Below are 17,853 nucleotides of genomic sequence, written 5' to 3' on the forward strand. Positions count from 1 at the left end.
GCTGGCGCCGGATGCGGTGCCCTGGTCAGCGGTTGCCCGGGCGCTGGTCTCGGTGCCGGTCTCGCTGTTGACTTCGGCGCTGGCGTCGGTGCTGGTCACGCGCCCAGTGTGCCAGGAACGCGGCGTTCTCCGCCGGGCCCGACCGCCACGCCTATGCTCAACCAGCATGAGACTGCGAGGAGTCGGCCGCCGCTACGGCCTGGGCGGGCCCTGGGTGCTGCGCGGTGTCGACCTCGAGGTGCCGCCGGGTTCGCTGACCCGCGTCGAGGGGCGCAACGGCAGCGGCAAGTCCACGCTGCTGCGGCTGCTCGCCGGGATCGACGCCCCCAGCACGGGCCGGATCACCGGCCGCCCGGCCACCGCCTACGTCCCCGAGCGGTTCCCGGCCGAGCTGCCGTTCTCCGCCCTCGGCTACCTCACCCACCTGGGCCGGATCCACGGGCTGTCCCGCGCCGCGGCGGCGCGCGGGGCGGGGGAGTGGCTGGAGCGGTTCGGGGCGGACGGATACGCCGGCACCGCACTCACCGAGCTGTCCAAGGGCACCAGCCAGAAGATCGCCGTGGCGCAGGCGCTGCTGGCCGCCCCCGGGCTGCTGGTCCTGGACGAGGCGTGGACCGGCCTCGACCGGGCCGCGCGCGGGGTGCTGGACGCGGCGGTCGCCGAGCGCGTGGCCGACGGCGGCGCGGTCGTCTTCGTCGACCACGACCCACGCCGCCTCGCCGGGGCCCCGGACCGGGTCCTGCGCGTCACCGAGACCCGGCTGGTGCCGGTGGAGACGGACACCCGCGAGGCGCCGGGGACAGCGGGCGGGCGCGCCCACGCCCCGGCCGTGCCCGGCCCGTCGGCTTCGGCCGGGGAGCGGCCGTCTCCCGCCGGGACGCGGCCGGGGCGGTCCACGGCCCCGGCCGTCGCATGGGTCCGGGTGGAGGCCGAGGGAGCGCCTGGGGCCGAGTTGCCCGCCGGGCTCCCGGGCGGGGTGGTGTGCGAGTACGGCGCCGCCGCGACGGCGCACGGGAGCGGTAAGGCGGTCGCCGGTCCGGCGGACCGGGCCGTACGGCTGACGGTCGGCGCCGCCCACTCCGACGCCCTGCTCCGCACCCTCCTGACCGCTGACCCGCCGTGGCACATCCGCGTGGTGACCACCGTCGGCGACCCCCACGAGCCCGCCGAGGGGCCTCAGGAACCCACCGAGGCGCCGAAGGAGAAGGCATGACCGCGCTGCTGCGCTATCAGGCGGCCCTGCTGGCCCGTTCGCATCGCTGGCTGCCGCCGCTGCTGCTCTACGGCGCGTTCCTGGGGATCGGAGTGCAGTCCGGGCAGCCGGTCCTCGACTCCCTCGGCTACGCCGCCGCCGCGCTGCTGCCCATCGCCGCCTGGCTGGTGCGGGTGTGCGTCACCCACGAGCCCGCCGCGGCGCGCGACTGCGCCGCCGCGGCGGTCGGACCGGCCCGGGTGCATCTCGCCGCCGTGCTGACCGCGCTGGGCGCGGCGCTGCTGCTCGGCACCTCCGGGACGCTGCTCGTCGCGGCGGTCAGCGATCCGCACAGCGCGGACCACCAGCACGAGGTCCCCATGGCGGAGGCGACCGTCGCCGGGCTGCTCGCCGCGGTCGCGTGTGCCCTGCTCGGCACGGCCGTCGGCGCGCTGTGCAACCGGCCGCTGCTGCGCCGCCCCGGCTGGGCGATCCCGGTCACCATGCTCGCCGCGCTGCTGGTGTCGGTGGCCGGTGCCTCGCCCGCGAACGCCGCCGTGTCGGGGCTGGTCGACGGCTCGCTCAGCGGCACCGTGACGATGCCCCTGCTGCCCCTGGCCCTGACCGCCGCGGCTGCCGCCGGGGCGACCGCACTGGCCTGCGCGCTCAGCTCCCGCCGGTCGTAGGGTTCGGGTCATGGACGAGCGAGGAGCCATGGACGATCGAGGAGTCATGGACAACCGACAAGACGACCGACCGGTCCATGACGACCGTAAGGACCTCCCCGAGGGCCCGCCGTACGCGGACTGCGTGCTGTGCGGCGAGCCCACCGAGCACCCCGCCACGCGCCCCGGAGCGACGCTGTGCCCCGTCTGCGAGTGGCAGGAGGCCCAGCGCACCGCCTGCTCCGGCTAGGGGGTATCCGGCGGATCTTGCCGTCGGCGGCCGGCTGCTCCCCGCCCCGCCCCTTCCCCAACCGGGGCTATGCCCCGGACCTCGGGACCCAGGGGTGGCGCTTCTGGCAGTGGTCTTGGGTGGGTGGGGAGCAGTCGGGTCTTGGGTGGGTGGGGAGCAGTCGGCCTCGTCCGTTCCCACGTCGTCGATGTGCGGCTCCGCCGGGTGGCAGGGCTCTGCCCCGGGCCTCGGGGTCCAGGGGCAGAGCCCCTGGTACCGGGAAGGGGCGGGGAGGAGAAAGCATCGATATGCGGCTCCGCCGCGTGCGCCGGACACCCCCGTAGGCCCTGCCCGACGAAGCCGCCGGACAGGGCCCAGCCCAGTGCCGCGGAGCGGCGCTAGTGGCGCCAGGGCCCGGTCACGGCGAACGTCGTGCCCGGGGTGTAGCAGTTCACATACATCGTGCGGCGGTCCGGCGCGAAGGTGACGCCCGCGAACTCACCCCACTCGGGCTCCTCCGGTGTGCCAATGTTCTGTGCGCCCCGGGCCATCGGATAGACCTCGCCGCGCCGGGTCAGCCCGAAGACGTGCTGGGCGCCGTTGCCGTCCTCGCAGACCATCAGGCCGCCGCTGGGGGCGAGCGTGATGTTGTCGGGGGACTCACCGGGCAGCTGGACATCCGTCTCGGGGCCGAAGACGATGACCAGCGTGAGGCGCCGCCGGTCAGGGTCGTAGCGCCAGATCTGGCCGAAGTGATCGGCCGCCGAGCCGTCCGCGCTCTTGGCGAAACTGGAGACGAAGTAGACCGACGAGCCGCCCCAGTAGCACCCCTCCAGCTTCTGGGCGTGGGTGATGCCGCCGGGGCCGAAGTCCTGGAAGCGGATGGGGGTTTGGCGGGCGAGCGGGTCGGGGACGTCCACCCACTCGACGTGGTCGAAGGTCGTGCCGGGCTCCTGGATGGTGGACAGATCGGGTACCCCCGGCACCCGCAGCGCCTGCAGTTCCCCGCCCGCCCGTAGCGAGCCGATGCCGCCGAGCGGCTTCTTCGGCCGGAAGCGGTAGAAGAGCCCGAAGGGCTTCTCGAAGGCGTCCTCGGTCTCGTAGACGACGCCGTTGCGCGGATCGACCGCGATGGCCTCGTGCTGGAAGCGGCCCATGGCGGTGAGCGGTACGGCGCCGGTGCGGCGCGGATCGTAGGGGTCGACCTCGAAGATGAAGCCGTGGTCCTTGGTGTAGCCGTTGGTACCGGCCAGGTCCTCGGTTTCCTCGCAGGTCAGCCAGGTGTGCCAGGGCGTGGGGCCACCCGCGCAGTTGACCGCGGTGCCCGCGATGGCCACCCGCTCGGACAGCACGCGATTGCCGGAGTCGAGTTCGAGGGCGGTGCAGCCACCCAGGCCCATGGGGTCGTAGGTGAGGCCGTTCACCGCGGGGACACGGATCGCGGCGTCGTTACGGTTCTCATGGTTGCGGACGAGATGCGTACGGCCGTGGTAGCCGCCGCTGCGGCCCGGGAAGGCGGCCATGCCGTCGCAGTGGCTGGGGACCTTGCCCTCGCCGGAGCGGAGCTCGTCGCCCTCGCGCGAGAGCACCCGGTAGCGGAATCCCTCGGGCAGGTCGAGCAGTCCGTCGGGGTCGGGGACCAGGGGGCCGTAGCCACCTCGGCCGAGTGGTGGGGCATCCGGTTCGGCGGCCGCGGCCGTTCCGGCGAAGAGCTCGGAGACGCTGCCGGTGAAGGCGATGGCGGCCCCCAGCGCACCGGTGCGGCCGAGAAGCTGACGTCGTGTCGCTGACATGCGGTAACTCCCTGCTGGCGGACAGAGAAGATGACCGCACGTGTGTATCACGGGTGCGGGGGCACGGTGAACCATCCGATCAGCAATGCGCGGGTCGATCAGCGATGCGCCGCAGCCATTCGATCAGCGGTACGCGGGTCGGTCAGCGATGCGTCGCGGGTCGATAGGCGACGCGCCGCCCCCATCCGCGCTCAACGTCCCGACGACGCGACGTCGGCCAGCCCCTTCGCGTCCCGGGCCAGGGCCGTGAGCCGGGATATCGCCCGGAAGTACTTCTTCCGGTAGCCCCCGTTCAGCATCTCCTCGCTGAAGAGCTGGTCGAACGGCACCCCGGAGGCCAGCACCGGCACCTCGCGGTCGTAGAGCCGGTCGGCCAGCACCACCAGCCGCAGCGCGGTCGACTGGTCGGGTATCGGGCCGACCCCGGTCAGGCAGACGGCCTGGACGCCGTCGCACATCGCGCCGTAGCGGCTCGGGTGCACCCGGGACAGATGGTCCAGCAGGGCGGGGAAGTCGTCCAGGGAGGCGCCGGGTATGTGGCGCGCCGCCCGGGTCACCGTCTCGTCGGAGTGCGGGGCCGGGGCCGCGGGCAGACCGCGGTGGCGGTAGTCCTCGCCGTCGATGCGCAGCGTGCGGAAGTGGGCGGACAGCCCCTGGATCTCGCGCAGGAAGTCGGCCGCGGCGAACCGGCCCTCGCCCAGCTTGCCGGGCAGCGTGTTGGACGTCGCGGCGAGCGCCACGCCCGCATCGACCAGCTTGCCCAGCAGCGTGGAGACCAGGACGGTGTCGCCCGGGTCGTCCAGCTCGAATTCGTCGATGCACAGCAGCCGGTGGCCGCTCAGGGTCTTCACGGTCTGCTGGAAGCCGAGCGCGCCGACCAGGTTGGTCAGCTCCACGAAGGTGCCGAACGCCTTCAGCTCGGGGGCGGCCGGGGTGGCGTGCCACAGGGAGGCCAGCAGGTGGGTCTTGCCTACGCCGTAGCCGCCGTCGAGGTACATCCCGCGCGGGCCGCCGCTCGCGGCGGGCTTGGCCTCTCGGCGGAACCAGTGCCTGCGGCGGCCGCCCTTCGCGCCCGCCCCGCCGTCGAGCCGTCCGGCGAAGCCTCGCAGCGCCTCGACCGCCTCGGCCTGGCTGGGCCGGCTGGGGTCGGTGATGTAGTGGTCGAAGCTCACGGTGGCGAAGCGGGGAGGCGGCACCATCTCGGCGACCAGGCGTTCCGCGGGAACCTGCGGCGCACGGGCGGTGAGAGCGACGGGGGCTTCGGCGGCTATGCGGCCTGCCGAGCCGGATGCGGTGGTTGGTGCAGACACGGATATCCAGGGTAGTCGCTCTTCACCCGAGCACTGTCCGAGAGGGAGGCATGTCACACTGCGGCCTATGCGACGCCTGTTCCCCGTGCCTGTCCGAACGTCTGCCGACAGCTCCGCCGAAACGTCAGCCGGAGAGCGTGAAACCGGAGCGCGTGCACTCGAAGACCGTGCAGCCGAAGACCGTGAATGGGGCCTCGACGAACTGGCCGACGCCTACGCGTATCCGGAGCCGCCGCACGGCCCCTCGGGCGCCTTTCTGCGGGCCAACATGGTGTCCTCGCTGGACGGGGCGGCCCATCACGACGGCCGGTCCAAGCCCCTGTCCTCCGACGCCGATATGCGGATCTTCGGGGTGCTGCGCGGACTCGCCGACGCCGTGGTGGTGGGCGCGGAGACCGTACGCCTCGAGGGCTACCGCCCGGCGCGCGCCCGTGAGGCGTTCGCCGAGCGGCGGGCGGCGCTCGGCCAGGCGCCCGCGCCCGCGATCGCCGTGGTGAGTGCGAGCCTGGACCTGGACTTCTCGATGCCGCTGTTCACCGAGCCGCTGGTCCCGACGATCGTGATCACGGGCGCGGCGGCCGCGGCGGAGCGGATCGAGCGGGCCCGTGCGGCGGGGGCCGAGGTGGTCTTCGCCGGGGCGGGGCCGTCCGGGCGGGTCGACGCGGCGGCGGTCGTGACCGCGCTCGCCGAGTTCGGCCACACCCGGCTGCTCACCGAGGGCGGCCCCACGCTGCTGGCGCAGTTCGCGGCGGCCGGGGTGCTGGACGAGCTGTGTCTGGCGGTGGCCCCCCTGGTCACGGCGGGCGACGCGAAGCGGATCATGGACGGAGCCGAACTGGGGGAACCGGAACAGTTCACTCTCGATTCCGTCCTGGAGGAAGCCGGGTTTCTTTTCACCCGCTACCGTCGGATTTACCAATAACTTATAAAAACGTCCGTAAACCCGCGAAAAGGATCGCGAAGGAGAAGGGCATCCGCCGTGTTCACGAGCGTATTGATGATTGAGAAGCCCCTGACCCCCGCCGACGTGGAATTCGTCACCACCTTGCACGGCGACGACCCGGTCTCCTTCGTCGTCCTGATGCAGCCCCGGGGCAGCAAGGACCGGCTGCTGCGCGCGATCGACGACATCGCCCTCGGCGAGCTGGAGCAGGCCAGCCAGGAGAGGGACGAGCCGGAGGGCAGGGCGGCGCTGGAGCCCGCCGAGCAGGCGCTGACCCACTCGGTGGCGGCGCTCCAGGCGGCCGGCAGCCAGGCCCGGGGCCATGTCGTCCAGCGCCGTCCGCTGGAGGTGCTGCGCGGCGTCGTGGAGGAGACCCGGGCCGATGAGGTGATCGTGCTCACCGCCCCGCACTTCGTGGAGGAGTTCTTCCACCGGGACTGGGCCTCGCAGGCGCGCCACAAGGTGGGGGTCCCGGTGCTGAAGCTCTTCTCGCACGCGGTGGACGAGGACCAGACCACGGCCGGCGGCTGAGCCGCGGCGCGGGCCCCCGCGGCCATCGGCGGGGCGGGCTGCCGGGGGTGCGAGAATCGGGCCGACAGCACTCACCGAGAACCAGGGGAGACCCGTACATGGCACCGGCCGGCACCGCCTCCGACGCGCTGGATCGACCGCACTTCATCGGCATCGGCGGCGCCGGGATGTCGGGCGTGGCGAAGGTCCTCGCCATGCGCGGCGCACGGGTCTCGGGCAGCGACACCAAGGACTCACCGATCGTCGGCGCACTGCGTGAGCTGGGCGCGACGGTGCACATCGGCCACGCCGCCGGGAACATCGCCGCCGACGCCACCAGCGTCGTCGTCTCCAGCGCCATCCGCGCCGACAACCTGGAACTGGTCACGGCGCGGGAGCGCGGCATCCCGGTGGTGCACCGCTCCGACGCGCTCGCCGCGCTGATGGACGGCTCCCGGCCGATCGCGGTCGCGGGCACCCACGGCAAGACGACCACGACCTCGATGCTGGCCGTCTCCCTGCGCACCCTGGGCCTGGACCCGTCGTACGTCATCGGCGGCGATCTGGACGCCCCCGGCTCCAGCGCCCACCACGGCGACGGCGAGATCTTCGTCGCCGAGGCCGACGAGAGCGACCGCAGCTTCCACAAGTACGCGCCCGAGGTGGCGATCATCCTCAATGTAGAGCTTGACCACCACGCCAACTACGCCTCGATGGACGAGGTCTACGCATCGTTCGAGACCTTCGTCGGCCGGATCCGGCCCGGCGGCGCGCTGGTGATCTCCGCCGACCAGTCCGGCGCCCGTGAGCTGACCGCCCGGGTCAGCGGGGGCGAGGGGCCGCGCGTGCTCACCTACGGCGAGGACGAGGGCGCCGACGTACGAGTCCTGGCCATCGAGCCGCACGGGCTGACCAGCGAGGTCACCGTCCGGCTCGCGGAGTCGCTGGGCGGCGCGGAGATCACCTTCACCGTCTCCGTCCCCGGCCGCCACTACGCGCTCAACGCCGTCGCCGCCCTCACCGCGGGCGCCGCCCTCGGCGTCCCGGCCCACGAGCTGGCCCCCGCCCTCGCCTCGTACACGGGCGTCAAGCGGCGACTGCAGCTCAAGGGCACCGAGGCCGGGGTGCAGGTGATCGACTCCTACGCCCACCACCCCACCGAGATCGCCGCGGACCTCGAGGCGATCCGCGGCGGCGCCGGGGAGGGCCGGGTGCTGGTGGTCTTCCAGCCGCATCTGTTCAGCCGCACCCAGGAGCTGGGCACCGAGATGGGCGAGGCGCTCGCGCTCGCCGACGCCTCCGTGGTCCTGGACATCTACCCCGCCCGCGAGGACCCGGTCCCCGGCATCACCAGCGCCCTGGTCATCGACGCCGCGGCCCGCCACGGGGCGGATGTGGCCGCCGAACACGACCGGAACGCGGTGCCCGAGCTGATCGCCGGAATGGCCAAGCCCGGTGACCTTGTTCTCACCATGGGCGCGGGCGATGTGACCGATCTCGGTCCGGAGATTCTCGCCCGTCTGCAGAGCCCGGAGAACTGAGGAGGTCCGTCCCCATGGCGTACGACATCGACAAGCCGGAGGAGCAGTGGCGCGCCGAGCTGACCCCGCAGGAGTACCACGTCCTGCGGGAAGCCGGCACCGAGCGTGCCTTCACCGGTGAGTACACCGACACCAAGACGGTCGGCGTCTACTCCTGCCGGGCGTGCGGAGCGGAGCTCTTCCGCTCGGAGACGAAGTTCGAGAGCCACTGCGGCTGGCCGTCGTTCTACGACCCGGCGGACAGCTCGGCCGTCGAGCTGCTGGAGGACCGCTCGCACGGCATGGCCCGCACCGAGGTGCGGTGCACCCGCTGCGGCTCCCACCTCGGCCATGTCTTCTCCGGCGAGGGTTACCCCACCCCGACCGACCAGCGCTACTGCATCAACTCCATCTCGCTGCGGCTGACCCCCGAGGAGGGCTGAGCCTCAGGGCCTCCGAGGAGGGCTGAGCCTCAGGGCCTCCAAAGAGGGCTGAGCCTCAGGGCCTCGGCCCCAGCCGCAGCACGGCGGCGGTCTCGGGCGGCAGCCTCAGCATGCCGTCCGGGCCCGGGAGGTCGATCCGCCGCCAGGCGGCGACCACCTCGGTGACCTCGCCGGTCCGGGGCCCCAGCCAGGTCTCGACCGGCCGGTCGCCCGGGTTGAGCAGGACCCGCAGCGGGCCGCGCTGAAAGCTGAAGCAGCCGTCCGAACCGGTGGACAGACCCGTATACGCCCAGGTGGGGTCGGTCAGGGCCGGTTCGGCGCGGCGCAGCGCGATCAGCCGGCGGTACCAGTCGAGCAGCGACCGGTGCGGCTCCCGCTCCGCCTCCCGCCAGTCGAGGCAGGACCGCAGCCGGGTGGCCGGGTCCTGGGGGTCGGGAATGTCTCCCTCCGCCCAGCCGTGGGCGGCGAACTCCCGGCGGCGGCCGGACCGCACCGCCTCGGCCAGCTCCGGATCCTGGTGGTCGGTGAAGTACTGCCAGGGCGTGCGGGCGCCCCACTCCTCGCCCATGAAGAGCATGGGGGTGAAGGGCGCGCACAGCACCACGGCCGCCGCGCAGGCCAGCAGCCCGGGGGAGAGCCTCGCGGCGAGCCGGTCGCCGACCGCCCGGTTGCCGACCTGGTCATGCGTCTGGGCGTAGCCGAGCAGCCGGTGTGCGGGGGTGGTGTGGGGGGTCAGCGGAGTGCCGTGGCGGCGGCCCCGGAACGTCGAATGGGTGCCGTCGTGGAAGAAGCCGCCCATCAGCGTCTTGACCAGGGCCCCGGGCCCCTCGGCCGCGAAGTCCGCGTAGTAGCCCTGTCGCTCACCGGTGAGAAAGGTGTGCAGGGCGTGATGGAAGTCGTCGTTCCACTGTGCGTGCAGCCCGTGGCCGCCCGCCTCGCGCGGGGTGGTGGTGCGCGGATCGTTGAGATCCGACTCGCCGATCAGGAACAGCGGGCGGCCGGTGCGGGCGGCCAGCGCGTCCACGGCGGCCGACAGCTCGGCCAGGAAGTGCCGGGCCCGGTTGTCGCGCAGCGCGTGCACCGCGTCCAGCCGCAGCCCGTCCAGGCGGAAGTCGCGCAGCCAGGCGAGCGCGCTGCCGGTGAAGTACGCGCGTACCTCGTCGGAGCCGGGCGCGTCGAGGTTGACCGCCGCGCCCCAGGGGGTGTGGTGGGTTTCGGTGAAGTACGGGCCGAAGGCCGGGAGGTGGTTGCCGGAGGGGCCCAGATGGTTGTGGACCACGTCGAGGACCACCCCGAGGCCGTGCCCGTGCGCGGCGTCCACGAACCGTGCCAGCCCCTCCGGTCCGCCGTACGGCTCGTGCACCGCCCAGGGCGCCACGCCGTCGTACCCCCAGCCGTGGGTCCCGGGGAACGGGCAGACGGGCATCAGCTCCACATGCGTGACGCCCAACGCGGCCAGGTGCGGCAGCCGTTCGGCCGCCGCCTCGAAGGTGCCCTCATGGGTGAAGGTGCCGATGTGCAGCTCGTAGAGGACCGCGCCCGGCAGCGGCCGCCCGAACCACTCCCGCTCCCAGCGGAAACGGGAGTGGTCGACCACCGCGCTCAGCCCCTCGGGGCCGTCCGGCTGGCGGCGGGAGCGCGGATCGGGGAGCGGCGGGCCGTCGTCCAGCGCGAAGCCGTACCGCGTCCCGTGCCCGGCCTCGGCCTCGGCCCGCCACCACCCCTCGCGGCCCGGGTCGGGCTCCATGGGGCGGTCACGTCCGTCCACATGGAGCCCGACCCGCCCGGCGTGCGGCGCCCACACCTCGAACAGCACTGGCCTCTCCTCACCTCGACCGACGGTCCCCGACCATGCTGCGGGACGCGGCGCCGGCGGCGCAGCAGGGCGACACCGGTCAGATGAGGTCGATGCGCTCCTGGGTGACGGGATACCCCGCCCTGGCGAAGTGCGCGGCCATGGGGAGGTTGGGCTGGTCCGTCGCCGCCGCGATCTTCGTGGCGCCCTGCTCCACCAGATCGTGGGTGCACTCCACGAGCAGGTCGTACGCGTAGCCGTGGCCGCGCTGCTCGGCGACGACGCCTATGTAGCCCACGCAGGGCCCGCCCGGATTGCGCGCGGGCACCTGGATGCCGACCAGCTCCCCTCCGGGCGTATAGGCCAGCCGCCACCACTCGCGCGGCGACGGGAGCCAGGCGAGGATGTCCATGAGTTCCCGCACCGCGGCATCGACACCTCCCCGGGCGATGGCGCGCCGGTCGTGCGCGTCGAGGGTGTCCGGCATGATGCGGCGCAGCGCGTCCTCGATCGCCGCGTCATCGGGCTCCGGCCGGAACTCCAGCCGCCCCGGGCGCTCGGGCAGTCCGCACTCCGGCGTCCACTCATAGCGGTAGCGCTCGACCAGGGGGACGAGCCCGCCCGCCACGGCGGCGTCGATACGGGCCTGGGCGGCGGCCCGCAGCTCGGGCTGATCGCGCCAGCCGGGCGGGGTCAGCAGGCTGTACTCGGTGCGCAGCGGTGCGGTGCGCAGCAGCTCGGCGGCGGCGTCGGCCTCGCCGTCGGCGAAGTCGAACCAGTCCAGGGCGATGGGCGCGGTGTCCTCGGGCCCGGCCCACCATGCGGCGCGGGCCACGACCCGCTCCTCGCGCAGCGCCACCCAGGTCCACTCGGGGCGGTATTCGCCGCCCTGGCCGACGGTGGCGTAGGTGTGGCCGAGGCAGCCCCGGCCGACGAGCGCGGGGACCCGCAGAGTGTGGAACAGATGGGCGTCGTCCTCGGTGAGGGGACGGATGACCAGATCGGTCATGGGGTTCCTTCCAGGAAAGTGATGCGCTCCCGGTCGGATGCCTGATCGATGGCGATCAGACGCGAATACGCCCGGCGGACAGGGGGCGGGAGCGCGGATACGTCGTGATGTCCATTGCTCTCGCCTCCTTCCTCGATTCAGGGCGTGCCCGCACACTATGCCGCCGATGTCGCGGTGTCCACGCCATTTTCCCGGGGGGCCGGTCTGCCGCCCGCGAGGGGGAAGGGGGCGGCAGACCGGCATGGATGAGGTGCACCTGACAGATCTATGAGCGGGTCGGAGCACCTGCGTGGACTGGTGTGAGAGGCAGACTAGTGCACCATGCAGATCGGCGCGGCCGCCGTGTCCGGGGAGCCGCCGCCGGCCGTATAACCGAAGGTCGTCGACGCCCCGGCGGCCAGTGAACCGTTCCAGTCGGCGTTGGTGACCGAGGCCGAGGAACCGGTGGCGGACAGCTTGCCGTTCCAGACGCTGTCGATCCGCTGCCCGGACGGCACCGTCCAGTCGACCATCCACGAGGAGATGGGCGTGGCACCGGAGTTGGTGACCGTCACCTGGGCCTGATAGCCGCCGTTCCAGGTGCTGGTCACGTTCTGGGAGGCGGAGCAGGAGGCCGTCGGCGGGTTGCCCGGCGGGTCCGTGGGGTCGCTGCCGCCGCCACTGCTGCCGGGAACCGTCACCTCGCCGTTGCCGCCGTCGAAGACCACGTCGGAGCAGCTGTAGAAGGTCTCCTGGCTGTCCGAGCGCGTCCACACGGTGTAGATGATGTGGCGCCCGCTCTTGCCGGAGGGCAGGTTGGCCGTCCAGGTGTACTTCCCGTCGACCGTGCCGACCTGACCGGACAGCGGCGGGTCCGTCACCGTGTTGAACGGCTGGTCCTCCAGGTCGTTCCAGGTGAGCGGCTTGGTCGGGTCGATCGGGGCCTTGGTGACATAGCTGCGGAACGACCCCGGGTGCGCGGCCCATGCGTTGTACGAGAACTGCATGGACTTGCCGGCCGTCAGATGGGTGACCGGCCAGTCCTCGCTGCCCACGTCGAACCCTGAGAAGTCATAGACGGTGGCCGCGCCGCTGCACAGCTTGCCGTCCGGGATGAACCCCTTGGTGCGGCCCGCGCCGTCCGAGCGGAGCACCGCGAACCAGTTGTAGAAGGGCGTCGCACCGCTCTTGTCGTACGCGGCCTTGCACGCCGGGTTGGTCGGCTTGACCTCACCGGTCGAGGACATGCTGTACTTCCAGCAGAGATAGGTGCGGCTGCCCGGCGCCATCGGCGCACCGTGTGCGGATGCGCCGCCCGAGGAGAAGAAGACGAGGCCCAGGGCGGGCAGGACCGAGAGCAGGACCAGAAGTACGGACCTGCGCGCACGGGAAGGGCCCGGTGGGCGTGCGGAAGTGGCGAGAGCCAGTAATCGTCGAGGCATTGTGCGTGTTTCCCTTCGACGTGAACGGGTCAGGAACCGTCGGCGTGGGAGCGCTCCCAATTGCTTGGTGAACGTAGCGCGCCCCCGGTCACCTGTAAATGCTTCAGGACGTGACTCCGCAGCTTTCTGGCGGGCCGTCAGGAGGGGCGGCGGCCCGCTGCGGCGCGGTGGCACGGTGGCGCGGCGCCCCTGCTCCCTCGGCGCGGCGGCCCGGGGACTGCCCGTCAGCTCCGGACCAGCAGCGCCACCGGAAGCCCGGACAGCAGCTCATCCAGCGCTTCGGACCCCTCGGCCGTCCGCCCGGTCAGCAGGTCCCGCCAGCGGCCCGGTGGCAGCGGGAGCCGGGTGGCGCCCCAGCCGCCCGCCTCCGCCAGCCGCCGCGACAGCCGGGTGACGACGGTGACCGCCCCGCCCCCGCCCTCGCTCCCGGCGTCCGCCCGTACGAAGGCCACGCAGTGCGCCGCCGAAGGCCCCTCGGCGGTCAGCGGCGCATAGCCGCTCCCCGGGCCGAACCACTCCGGACGCTCCCGGCGCAGCCGCAGCGCGGTCCTGCTCAGCAGCAGCTTCTCGGCGGAGACCCCTCGCGCCTCCGGCTCGCCGCCGAACCCGGGCGGGCGGCGGTTGTCCGGGTCGACCAGGGCCGTATAGAGGTGCTCGGTGCCCATATAGAGGTCCGGGACGCCCGGCATGGTGAGCTGCAGCAGGGCGGCGCCGAGCGCGTTGGCCCGCGCCGGTCCGTCGAGTTCGGCGCCGATCGCGGCCCACACCGACGGGTCGGCCGCGCACGGCCCGGCCTCCAGGAAGGCGGTCACCTCCTCCTCGTACGCCGCGTTCTGCTCCGTCCAGGTCGTCCGCAGCCCCGCCTCGCGCACCCCCTTGAGCACGGCGGGGACCAGCCGTGCGGCGTCCCCGTGGCCCAGCGCGAGCGCGGTCTGCCACGCCGTCCAGGCAAGATGCGGATCGGGGCCGGGGGCCGAGCGGGTCAGCTCCTCCACCGTCCGCGCCCACCAGCCCGGGCATTCGGTGAGGGCCGCGAGCCGGGCCCGGGCGTCCGCGCTGCGCTTGGTGTCGTGTGTGGACAGCACCGTGCCGGTGGCGGGCCAGTCCCTTGAGCGCCGGGCGGCGAAGGCGTGGAACTCCTCGGGTGCCACGGCCGGCCGTCCCGGATCGCCGCCCACCTCGGCGGCCGACAGCAGCGGGGTGTAGCGGTAGAAGGCGGTGTCCTCGACCGACTTGGCGCGCAGCGCGGCCGCCGTCTGGGCGAAGCGGGCGCAGAAGTCACGATGGTCCGGGCCGTCCCCGAGCCTGCCCAGCGCCGCGTCCCGGACGACCCGCACCACCCGGGCCTCCTGCTCCACCGTGAACGCCTCTCGGGCGTCCGCCGCCGCCGAGCGCAGCATCACCGCGTCGGCGTCCGTCGCGGGCGGGCCGCCCACCGAGGCGTACGGGCGGTAGACCGGCAGCCGCACCAGCAGCTCGCGGATCGCGGTGCGCAGCGCCCAGGGCGCGTGGTCGCGCAGCCGGGGGTCGGCCGCGCAGATCCGGGAGGCGGTACGCGTCAGCCGCGCCACCTCGGCGGCCAGTTCGTGGGTGACCACCTCACGGGCGGCGCGGCGGACCGTCGCGGGCCAGTCGCCGCCGAGGTCGGCCGGGGGAGCGGCGAAGGCGCGATAGCGGGCGGTCAGCTTCGCCAGCCCGTCCGGGTCGACGAAGAGCCCGTCGATGTGGTGCAGCGCGTCATAGCCGGTGGTCCCGGCAACCGGCCAGGTTTCGGGGAGCCGCTCGTCCCGGGCGAGGATCTTCTCGACCACCGTCCACCGGCCGCCTCCGCCTTCCCCGTCGCTCGCCTCGCCCGTCGCCGTCCGCACCGCCCGGTCCAGCCGCCGCAGATAGCCCCCCGGATCGGCGAGCCCGTCCGGATGGTCGATCCGCAGCCCGTCCACGACCCCGTCCCGCATCAGCTCCAGCAGCGTGGCATGGGTGGCGCCGAAGACCTCGGGATCCTCCACCCGCACCGCGATCAGCTCGGAGATGGTGAAGAAGCGCCGGTAGTTGAGCTCGGTGCGGGCCAGCCGCCACCAGCCGAGCCGGTACCACTGGGCGTCCAGCAGCGCGGCGAGCGGCAGCCCCTCGGTGCCGGGCCGCAGCGGGAAGGCGTGGTCGTCGTAGCGCAGCACCCCGTCCTCGACGCGCAGCCGCTCCCACTCCTCGCCGAGCGGACCGCCGAGTACCGGCAGCAGCACCTTGCCGCCCTGGGCCTGCCAGTCGATGTCGAACCACCGCGCGTACGGCGACTTTGGCCCGTCCCGCAGCACCTCCCACAGCGGGGCGTTGAGCCGCTCGGGGGCGGGGGCGGCCATATGGTTCGGGACGATGTCGACGATCAGCCCGAGGCCGTGCGCCCGCGCCGTACGGGCGAGGGCGCGCAGCTCCTCCTCGCCGCCCAGTTCGGCCCGGACGGTGGAGTGGTCCACCACGTCATAGCCGTGGCTGGAGCCGGGCACCGCCTCCAGCACGGGGGACAGGTGCAGATGGGAGACGCCGAGCGAGGCCAGGTACGGCACCGCTCGCTCCGCCGCCGCGAAGGGGAAGGCGGGCTGGAGCTGGAGGCGATAGGTGGCGGTGGGTGTGCCGGGGTCAGCCGTCATAAGAACGTACGTACCCACTGGGCGCGCCCCATGAGAGGCCCGCGCACCCGAACGGACGCGGCACGCGCCCCCTGGCGATGCCCCGGAGCTAGGCGGGCCGCTGCAGCACCATCAGGCTGCGGTCGACCAGGGTCAGCACATCGCCCGCCGCCACCTTCGCCCCACTGCCCGGCTCCACGCCCTCCGGCACCGCCGTGTCCACGATGACCTGCCACTGCTTGCCGTGGTCGATGGGCACGACGAAGTCCAGCGGCTCATGGTGCGCGTTGAACAGCAGCAGAAACGAGTCATCGGTGATCCGCTCACCGCGCACCCCCGGTTCGGAGATCGCGCTGCCGTTGAGGAAGACCGCGAGGGACTTGGCATGCGCCGCCTGCCAGTCGCGCGGGATCATCTCCTCGCCCTCATGGGTGAACCAGGCGATGTCCGACAGCTCGTCATGGGTGCCCTCCACCGGCCGTCCGTGGAAGAAGCGGCGGCGCCGGAAGACCGGATGGTCGCGGCGCAGCCACACCAGTGAGCGGGTGAAGCGCAGCAGCTCCAGTGCCGAGCGGTCCTCCCACTCGCCGTCCTGCCCCTTGACGTGATCCGGCCACCGCACCCAGGACACCTCGTTGTCCTGGCAGTACGCGTTGTTGTTGCCGCCCTGGGTGCGCCCGAACTCATCGCCGTGGCTGAGCATCGGGACGCCCTGGGAGAGCATCAGGGTCGCGACGAAGTTGCGCATCTGGCGCTCGCGCAGCGTCCGCACCGCCGGATCGTCGGTCTCGCCCTCGACCCCGCAGTTCCAGGACCGGTTGTAGCTCTCGCCGTCCTGGTTGGACTCGCCGTTGGCCTCGTTGTGCTTCTCGTCGTAGCTCACCAGGTCGCGCAGGGTGAAGCCGTCATGGCAGGTGACGAAGTTGACCGAGGCCAGCGGGCGCCGCCCGTCGCCCTGGTAGAGGTCGGAGGAGCCGGTCAGCCGGGAGGCGAACTCGGCCAGCGTCCTCGGCTCACCGCGCCACAGATCCCGCACGGTGTCCCGGAACTTGCCGTTCCATTCGGTCCACAGGGGCGGGAAGTTGCCGACCTGATAGCCGCCCTCGCCGACGTCCCAGGGTTCGGCGATCAGCTTCACCTGACTCACCACCGGGTCCTGCTGGACCAGATCGAAGAACGACGACAGCCGGTCCACCTCGTGGAACTGCCGGGCCAGCGTCGCCGCCAGATCGAAGCGGAAGCCGTCCACATGCATCTCGGTCACCCAGTAGCGCAGCGAGTCCATGATCAGCTGCAGTACGTGCGGTGAGCGCATCAGCAGGGAGTTCCCGGTGCCGGTGGTGTCCATGTAGTACCGGCGGTCCTCGGTCAGCCGGTAGTACGAGGCGTTGTCCAGGCCCCGGAAGGAGAGCGTGGGGCCCAGATGATTGCCCTCGGCCGTGTGGTTGTAGACCACGTCCAGGATGACCTCGATGCCCGCCTGGTGCAGCGCCCGGACGGCCGATTTGAACTCCAGCACCTGCTGGCCCCGGTCGCCCCAGGAGGCGTAGGCGTTGTGCGGGGCGAAGAAGCCGATGGTGTTGTAGCCCCAGTAGTTGGCAAGACCCGCGTCGGCCAGCCGGTGGTCGTGGACGAACTGGTGGACGGGCATCAGCTCCAGCGTGGTGACGCCCAGCTCCGTCAGGTGTTCGATGATCGCCGGATGGGCGAGCGCCGCGTAGGTCCCGCGCAGCTCCTCCGGCAGCCGGGGATGGCGCATGGTCAGCCCCTTGACATGGGCCTCGTAGATGACCGTGCGGTGGTAGTCGGTGCGCGGCGGGCGGTCGTCCCCCCAGTCGAAGTACGGATTGACCACGACCGACGCCATGGTGTGCGGGGCGGAGTCGAGGTCATTGCGCTTGTCGGGCCGCCCGAAGTGGTAGCCGTAGACCTCCTCGCCCCAGCCGATCCGCCCGCTGATCGCCTTGGCGTACGGATCCAGCAGCAGCTTGGCGGAATTGCAGCGGTGGCCGGACTCCGGCTCGTACGGGCCATGGGCCCGGAAGCCGTAGCGCTGCCCCGGCATGATCCCCGGCAGATAGGCGTGGCGTACGAACGCGTCGGACTCCCGCAGCTCGACCGCCGTCTCCGAGCCGTCGTCGTGCAGGAGGCACAGCTCGATGCGGACGGCGGCCTCGGAGAACACCGCGAAGTTGGTTCCGGCGCCGTCGTACGTGGCGCCAAGGGGGTAAGCCTGCCCCGGCCAGACCTGCATACGTCGACTCTTCCACTTCTTCTCCGGGGGCCGCGAACACCCCAGGCACCGGACGGAACCTGACCGACCCTGCATCCTTTCCCAACTGGCCTGACTCATCCGCCCTTTCAACAGAACTTCCTCAAAAGGGAGGCAACCTACG

Annotated in this window: 14 protein-coding genes; 7 read left to right on the top strand and 7 right to left on the bottom strand. The window is 72.6% G+C overall.

Features of this window, described 5'->3' with window-relative positions; all coding sequences use genetic code 11:
- Positions 1-166: 166 nt before the first annotated feature.
- From AS97_RS47790 to AS97_RS33600, 3 genes are read left to right on the top strand one after another with little or no spacing between them, the layout of a single operon-like run.
- Positions 167-1,213, top strand: a complete 1,047-nt coding sequence (locus tag AS97_RS47790) for an ATP-binding cassette domain-containing protein (protein ID WP_247204566.1) — start codon at positions 167-169, stop codon at positions 1,211-1,213.
- A complete protein-coding gene (locus AS97_RS47795) occupies positions 1,210-1,878 on the top strand; it encodes an ABC transporter (protein WP_236670370.1) in 669 nt (222 codons plus the stop codon). The genes AS97_RS47790 and AS97_RS47795 overlap by 4 nt, the downstream gene beginning before the upstream one ends.
- A gap of 46 nt (positions 1,879-1,924) precedes the next feature.
- Entirely contained in the window at positions 1,925-2,107 is a 183-nt protein-coding gene (locus AS97_RS33600; RefSeq protein ID WP_210566176.1) for a hypothetical protein, read from the top strand.
- 377 nt (positions 2,108-2,484) lie between these two features.
- Here the strand turns inward: AS97_RS33600 and AS97_RS33605 are convergent, their stop codons facing one another.
- Both AS97_RS33605 and zapE read right to left on the bottom strand, forming a co-directional pair.
- Positions 2,485-3,879 carry a PhoX family protein gene (locus tag AS97_RS33605; protein ID WP_185930061.1) on the bottom strand — a complete coding sequence of 465 codons (1,395 nt, stop codon included), beginning with the start codon at positions 3,877-3,879 and terminating at the stop codon, positions 2,485-2,487.
- A 191-nt stretch (positions 3,880-4,070) separates the two neighbouring features.
- The gene (gene zapE / locus AS97_RS33610; RefSeq protein WP_086710120.1) at positions 4,071-5,195 is read right to left on the bottom strand and encodes a cell division protein ZapE; all 1,125 of its coding nucleotides are present in this window, start codon (positions 5,193-5,195) and stop codon (positions 4,071-4,073) included.
- Between the two features lie 61 nt (positions 5,196-5,256).
- Here zapE and AS97_RS33615 point away from each other — a divergent pair, with 61 nt between their 5' ends.
- The 4 genes from AS97_RS33615 (at position 5,257) to msrB (ending at position 8,605) form a co-directional block, all read left to right on the top strand.
- Positions 5,257-6,111: a pyrimidine reductase family protein gene (locus tag AS97_RS33615; RefSeq protein ID WP_125760007.1), complete on the top strand. Its 855-nt coding sequence runs from the start codon at positions 5,257-5,259 to the stop codon at positions 6,109-6,111.
- Between the two features lie 75 nt (positions 6,112-6,186).
- On the top strand, positions 6,187-6,663 hold the full coding sequence (locus AS97_RS33620) for an indole-3-glycerol phosphate synthase (protein WP_086710117.1): 477 nt from the start codon (positions 6,187-6,189) through the stop codon (positions 6,661-6,663).
- Between the two features lie 98 nt (positions 6,664-6,761).
- Complete coding sequence (gene murC / locus AS97_RS33625; protein ID WP_210566177.1) at positions 6,762-8,183, top strand: UDP-N-acetylmuramate--L-alanine ligase; 1,422 nt, start codon at positions 6,762-6,764, stop codon at positions 8,181-8,183.
- Between the two features lie 14 nt (positions 8,184-8,197).
- Positions 8,198-8,605 carry a peptide-methionine (R)-S-oxide reductase MsrB gene (gene msrB / locus AS97_RS33630; RefSeq protein ID WP_059141743.1) on the top strand — a complete coding sequence of 136 codons (408 nt, stop codon included), beginning with the start codon at positions 8,198-8,200 and terminating at the stop codon, positions 8,603-8,605.
- A gap of 55 nt (positions 8,606-8,660) precedes the next feature.
- Here msrB and treZ read toward each other — a convergent pair whose 3' ends face one another.
- The 5 genes from treZ to glgX form a co-directional block, all read right to left on the bottom strand.
- A complete protein-coding gene (gene treZ, locus AS97_RS33635; protein WP_125760009.1) occupies positions 8,661-10,421 on the bottom strand; it encodes a malto-oligosyltrehalose trehalohydrolase in 1,761 nt (586 codons plus the stop codon).
- A gap of 79 nt (positions 10,422-10,500) precedes the next feature.
- On the bottom strand, positions 10,501-11,409 hold the full coding sequence (locus tag AS97_RS33640; RefSeq protein WP_059141745.1) for an N-acetyltransferase: 909 nt from the start codon (positions 11,407-11,409) through the stop codon (positions 10,501-10,503).
- Positions 11,410-11,720: 311 nt separating this feature from the next.
- Positions 11,721-12,830 (bottom strand): lytic polysaccharide monooxygenase, encoded by a 1,110-nt coding sequence (locus AS97_RS33645; protein WP_059141746.1) that lies wholly within the window; start codon positions 12,828-12,830, stop codon positions 11,721-11,723.
- Positions 12,831-13,054: 224 nt separating this feature from the next.
- The gene (treY, locus tag AS97_RS33650) at positions 13,055-15,478 is read right to left on the bottom strand and encodes a malto-oligosyltrehalose synthase (RefSeq protein WP_210566178.1); all 2,424 of its coding nucleotides are present in this window, start codon (positions 15,476-15,478) and stop codon (positions 13,055-13,057) included.
- Positions 15,479-15,566: 88 nt separating this feature from the next.
- Positions 15,567-17,711, bottom strand: coding sequence for a glycogen debranching protein GlgX (gene glgX / locus AS97_RS33655; protein WP_059141748.1), 2,145 nt, complete (start codon positions 17,709-17,711; stop codon positions 15,567-15,569).
- Between the last annotated feature and the right edge of the window lie 142 nt (positions 17,712-17,853).

The organism is Streptomyces sp. AgN23 (assembly GCF_001598115.1).
In the GTDB taxonomy this organism is placed as follows: Bacteria; Actinomycetota; Actinomycetes; order Streptomycetales; family Streptomycetaceae; genus Streptomyces; species Streptomyces antimycoticus.

What these genes read in the sequence shown, in the direction of transcription:
- AS97_RS47790 (WP_247204566.1), top strand. Translation starts at nt 167, where the DNA reads ATGAGACTGCGAGGAGTCGGCCGCCGCTACGGCCTGGGCGGGCCCTGG.
- AS97_RS47795 (WP_236670370.1), top strand. Translation starts at nt 1,210, where the DNA reads ATGACCGCGCTGCTGCGCTATCAGGCGGCCCTGCTGGCCCGTTCGCAT.
- AS97_RS33600 (WP_210566176.1), top strand. Translation starts at nt 1,925, where the DNA reads ATGGACAACCGACAAGACGACCGACCGGTCCATGACGACCGTAAGGAC.
- AS97_RS33605 (WP_185930061.1), bottom strand. Translation starts at nt 3,879, where the DNA reads ATGTCAGCGACACGACGTCAGCTTCTCGGCCGCACCGGTGCGCTGGGG.
- AS97_RS33615 (WP_125760007.1), top strand. Translation starts at nt 5,257, where the DNA reads ATGCGACGCCTGTTCCCCGTGCCTGTCCGAACGTCTGCCGACAGCTCC.
- AS97_RS33620 (WP_086710117.1), top strand. Translation starts at nt 6,187, where the DNA reads ATGATTGAGAAGCCCCTGACCCCCGCCGACGTGGAATTCGTCACCACC.
- murC (WP_210566177.1), top strand. Translation starts at nt 6,762, where the DNA reads ATGGCACCGGCCGGCACCGCCTCCGACGCGCTGGATCGACCGCACTTC.
- msrB (WP_059141743.1), top strand. Translation starts at nt 8,198, where the DNA reads ATGGCGTACGACATCGACAAGCCGGAGGAGCAGTGGCGCGCCGAGCTG.
- AS97_RS33640 (WP_059141745.1), bottom strand. Translation starts at nt 11,409, where the DNA reads ATGACCGATCTGGTCATCCGTCCCCTCACCGAGGACGACGCCCATCTG.
- AS97_RS33645 (WP_059141746.1), bottom strand. Translation starts at nt 12,830, where the DNA reads ATGCCTCGACGATTACTGGCTCTCGCCACTTCCGCACGCCCACCGGGC.
- treY (WP_210566178.1), bottom strand. Translation starts at nt 15,478, where the DNA reads ATGACGGCTGACCCCGGCACACCCACCGCCACCTATCGCCTCCAGCTC.
- glgX (WP_059141748.1), bottom strand. Translation starts at nt 17,711, where the DNA reads ATGCAGGTCTGGCCGGGGCAGGCTTACCCCCTTGGCGCCACGTACGAC.